This is a genomic window from Desulfoplanes sp. PS50 (assembly GCF_053851535.1).
The window spans coordinates 1-4,782 of sequence record NZ_JBSPZA010000063.1 but is presented as its reverse complement, the minus strand read 5'-3'; the positions used below and the strand labels follow the sequence as shown (position 1 = coordinate 4,782).

The following is a 4,782-nucleotide window of genomic DNA, read 5'->3' as shown; positions in this document are numbered from 1 at the left end:
CTGTTGCATGGACTCCCGACCGGCCTTTAAGGTCGAAGATTTCGACCTTAAAGCAAGCTGTTCCTCTGCTCCAAGTTCAAAATAAAAATCTTCGGGGAATTTATCAGGGTTGTTTCGAACAGCCTCGCTGATCCGCTTGGTTTCCACTCCGTAAATCTCGGCACTATCGGAATCAAGCATGACTTTTTGACCATGGATGGAATAAATTTTGGTCTGTATGATCTCAATGATGTCTTCTTTAGCCATATCGTTGCCTGCCTTCCCCCCTGTGTAAGGTTTTAGGAAAACGCAAAGGCGAATTAACCGCCCGTTCGCAAGCTCACTCGACACTACCGGACAAAAGATTGGACAACGGCTCCGGACAACTGAAATTCCGTCCGCCGGACTGTCGCCGGCCGGAAAGTGTCACCACTTCGTGGATCACAGGGAATGCTGTCACGATTACAAGTATCTGACGTCGACACCGGCACAACCTGAAACGTGCGCAGCACCGGCAGCTTTTGCCTGACGACAGTCCGGCAGGCAAAAAAACTCCTTCCGCGCCTTTGTCCGCGCCCTTGTCTGCGAATGTCGAGCGCAGCGGGCGGTTAATGCTTTTGTTGTGTTGCCCCCTGTGTCAGGAAAATGCAAAGGCGAATTAACCGCCCGTTCGCAAGCTCACTCGACACTACCGGACAAAAGATTGGACAACGGCCCCGGACAACTGAAATTCCGTCCGCCGGACTGTCGCCGGCCGGAAAGTGTCACCACTGCGTGGATCACAGGGAGTGCTGTCACGATTATACCCGTGGGGTCTGACCCCATGAAGTGAATGGCCTTTTTAAGCACATAAATTTTATAAAATCGGTAGGTTCGAAGGGTCAGACCCCATGACCAACGGAAAGCAGCCTATACCATCAAACGACATTGGGACGGCATTCTGAGATGGTTCAAATCAACTATCAACAACGGAATATTGGAAGGCCTCAACAGTCTCATTCAAGCAGCAAAAGCTAAAGCCCGTGGATACCGTTCAACTCGTAATCTCATCACCATGATTTACCTCCTCGGGGGCAAGCTCGAATTTCCCCCTACCCACACGAAATAGCGAGGAGCCAAATATCTTTATTTTGCATCACGACCCGTCACCTTCAGAAGGTTTTTCTGATGTCTTCAGGGGGGTCTTGCCCCTTGAACTGCCATCGCATTTACCTAAAACCTAAAACATAAATCCTAAATCCTAAATCCGCATCTCTATGCCACACGTGTCCAGGAACAAAGAATCTTATGGGTCGAAGCATTTATTTTCATGAATGGATTGAATGTTGTTAGCGAATGCGCCCCGCGGGGTCTCCCTCCCCTCCGGCCTCAAATCCAAACAGAAATTGTTCCCACAAGGCCAATTCAACTAAATCGTCATATATTTTATGTGGTTGTTACTGTTTATGACTGACACCGTTGATTCTAACGCCTGCCTGGTGAAATGCCTTTGCCAACCTCTATTTCACTTGGGCCTGCCTGGTGAAATGCCTTTGCCAACCCCTATTTCATTTGGGGCGAAAAAACGGCTTTTTTGAGAACATAAATCTTATAAAATCAGTAGCTTCAAAGGGTCAGATCCTATGCCCAGATATTAATGATGAACCTGTTTTACCGGACAAAGAGTATAAATCAATTAACATTTGTTTCAATAATACACCCGCCTAAAAACCAATTGAGACATAAATTTCTGTTTTGCACCATTATTCCACTGATTCCAAAACAAATCCTCATCATTCCTGGAGAAGGAAACCACCGGGGAATCAACAAAGACAAACCCCTTGTCCCGACATTTTTGCTCAAGTTCCTGTTCACCTGAGCCGGGTACAGGATATCTTTTGAAGGCTTTGCGCAAAGCAGTCTTGCTTATTTTTTTGCTGTTTTTGAGCTTTTTGGCCATGTTTATGAGTTTATCCGCAGGAAACAAGCTCTTGCCCTGGTTCATGCGGTTATAGATAACTTCCGACGCCTTATAATTATGCCTGAAAAAATGTTGTTTTACCCCCTGTAGGGTATTCAGCTCCTGACTTGGTTCGAGCTTTAAGGCAAAACCCTTTTGTTCTCCCGGCCTGGGAAAGGGCTGCAAGCCAATAGCTGTAAATTTTTTGGTAGACTTTTGGGCAGATTGTACGCTTTGATCAAAAAACTCCGGCAACACTGTGTAGCTGTAAATCACCCCGTAGCCAGCACTTTTTACAGGAACATATTTACCTTTAACCTTACTGCAGGTGGCAAAAAAGGCTGCCACCCATTTATCATTTGTAAAATCCATCAAGTCAGTCTTGAGCTCATAGTGTTGGGCCAGCCCCAGGTAGTCAACCTTAATGGGTACTGGATGCTCCTTTCCTTGTATCAGCAAGCCACGCTCATATATTGATTTCACAAAGGGGTGAGTCTTAAGCAGTAATTCAAATTCCATTGAACGTAACCGGTCAATGAATATTTCCAATTCATCCCTTGGATGATTCTTTTCCTTTCTATAGATTGTAGGCAAACACTCAGAATGATAATTTGTCTGACCCCGAAAAAAGGTATTCACTGTTGAAGAGGTGGGATGCAAAACATAAGGTCCGTTTGCCGACTCCGGCCTGATCTCAAACTTATCCTCTGCTCCCATATCGCTCAAAAGAAGACCATAGCGCTTATCGTTTCTAAGCGTTTCCTCGCTCTGGGCGATCTTATCCAGAATGTACAATACAGTGGGTAAGTTGTCGATTTCTTTCCGGGTTAATTGCATGGCTTACAAAAAAATTTTAACATCTACTGGCTTTATTTACCTCACCTATTGCCTTCAGCAGCTGCTGACTCTGAGATTCAATCAACTTGTCTCCAATCTCTTTTGACAGCTCCAGGGCCTGCTGTCCATATTTCTCAGCTTCCTGCATGTTTGAGAGATTATAAAAACTGGAACCAAGCATCTCCAGACTATCAGACTGCCCTTTTTTGTCCCCGGCCCGGGCATAAAAGTGATGGAGCTTTCGGGCATACTCGATGGCCTGTTCAAATTGCTCTTCCCGGTTGCTTATACAATATTTGAGTCTGAGCAGAAAAAAACGCCAAGGGCTTTCCTCTGGAATCATGGACTGCATTCGGTTTATAAGCTCTCTGGACTTACCCACCATACCCAGGGACAAATAAGTGTTGGCCCTTTCATATATGGCCTCTATAAGCCCAGGCTTATAGTCAATCTCCCTGAAATACCTCTCTGCCTGCCGAAAATGATCTATGGCCAGATGCAAATATCCGCCTTCCATGAAAATTTGAGGGTCAGCCCTGAAAATGTAGCCAAGACGAATCAGGGTCTTGCCTTCCCTTTGCTTGTTTTGGCTTTGCCTGCTTAGCAGCAGTGCTTTGCTAAATGCCTTAATAGCCTGTGACCACTCTCCTTTTCTGAGCAGGATTTGTCCCAGAGTCAAATATTCCTCGCTCAACAGCAGGTTGTTTGTTTGCTTTTTATAAAGTCCAATTGCCCTTTGAGCATGTTTTTGAGCCCGGGCATAATCACTTAGATTCAAGTAGCTACTCGCAAGATTGCTGGCTGCCTTAGCTTCTATCTCCCGTTGCTTTTGCTTTTTGATTATTGCCTGGGCCTTATGGCAACATTCTATGCTTTCCCAAAACCTGCCGCTATTATTGTATATCGATGAAAGATTCAAATAGTATACAGCCCATTTACTATTCTTGGCATCAAGTCGTGATAAGGGCTTGTACGCTGCTTGCAAATGCCTATAAGCAGAAGTGAGATCGTTGTTGTTCAGGGCCTCTATGCACTTGTTAAAATGTGCATGTATGGAAGGATAAAAGCTCATGCTCATTGACATTGGTTGTTGTGCCCGTGGGATCTGACCCATCGAAGTGACAATTTCACCGGGTGAAGAATTGGCACCTCGTACCAGTTAGTCCCTTCGTTCAACCATTTCATCCAGAGATTGCGATGTACGGCATAGTCCAGAAGGAATTTTCTGTCATGGCAGCGGTGTGTAATATGCCACACGTGTCCAGGAACAAAGAATCTTATGGGTCGAGGCATTTATTTTCATGAATGGATTGAATTTTTTTGGGGGAGAGAATCTATTTTTTAAATAACGGATAATGATGTCTGTCCCGTTGACAAGGAGCCGCAGGGTCTGACCCCGATAAACATATAATATTCCTATCTTTTCTTCTCAAAAACCCCCGTTTTTCGGCCTTAGAATAAACCGGGTCCAGCCCAAGCACAATCAACCATACTAAATAACGGGGAATTTACTACAATTTGGACTCATCAAAAATCTCAATTTGCACTCTGCCCGTGGGGTCTGACCCCTCGAACTCACCGTTATCCTTGATTTTATATAAACTTTTGGCTGGGGTCGCGGTAGGAATGCCGGTTGCCCAGCACCCCCCGCACAGATCCGTACGTGAGGAATTACCTCATACGGCTCCTACCTTGAGTATTTAGCGTCAAATCGTATCCATGGCCACGGATGAAGCATCGTTGTTTTCGGCATCCAGCGAATGAATATATTGCGAAAGGTTTTCCAGGGCATTCTTCCACCTTTTTGGCTACGTCGCCGCAAAGCCCAGTACAGCTGCCCGTGGGGTCTGACCCCTCGAACTCACCGTTATCCTTGATTTTATCCTTCGAAAAAGCCCGTTTTTCGGCCCAAATGAAATATGGAGTGACAAGGGCATTTCACCGGGCAGGCTTAGAATCAACCGGGTTCGGCTCAAAATACATCAACTATCCGAAATGAATGACGATTTACTACAATTCAGACTCGT

General features: G+C 45.5%; 3 protein-coding genes and 1 pseudogene. 1 reads left to right on the top strand and 3 read right to left on the bottom strand.

Features of this window, described 5'->3' with window-relative positions:
- The coding region (locus tag ACTVJH_RS15570; protein ID WP_455992739.1) for an ORF6N domain-containing protein at nt 1–246 on the bottom strand (246 nt) is incomplete at its 3' end.
- Between the two features lie 634 nt (nt 247–880).
- Between ACTVJH_RS15570 and ACTVJH_RS15565 the strand changes: the two are divergent.
- Nucleotides 881–1,087: pseudogene (locus ACTVJH_RS15565) on the top strand (transposase); the annotation flags it as partial.
- Nucleotides 1,088–1,666: 579 nt separating this feature from the next.
- Here ACTVJH_RS15565 and ACTVJH_RS15560 read toward each other — a convergent pair.
- Both ACTVJH_RS15560 and ACTVJH_RS15555 read right to left on the bottom strand, forming a co-directional pair.
- Entirely contained in the window at nt 1,667–2,755 is a 1,089-nt protein-coding gene (locus tag ACTVJH_RS15560) for an FRG domain-containing protein (protein WP_455992737.1), read from the bottom strand.
- 16 nt (nt 2,756–2,771) lie between these two features.
- Nucleotides 2,772–3,833: a tetratricopeptide repeat protein gene (locus tag ACTVJH_RS15555; RefSeq protein ID WP_455992735.1), complete on the bottom strand. Its 1,062-nt coding sequence runs from the start codon at nt 3,831–3,833 to the stop codon at nt 2,772–2,774.
- Nucleotides 3,834–4,782 lie beyond the last annotated feature (949 nt).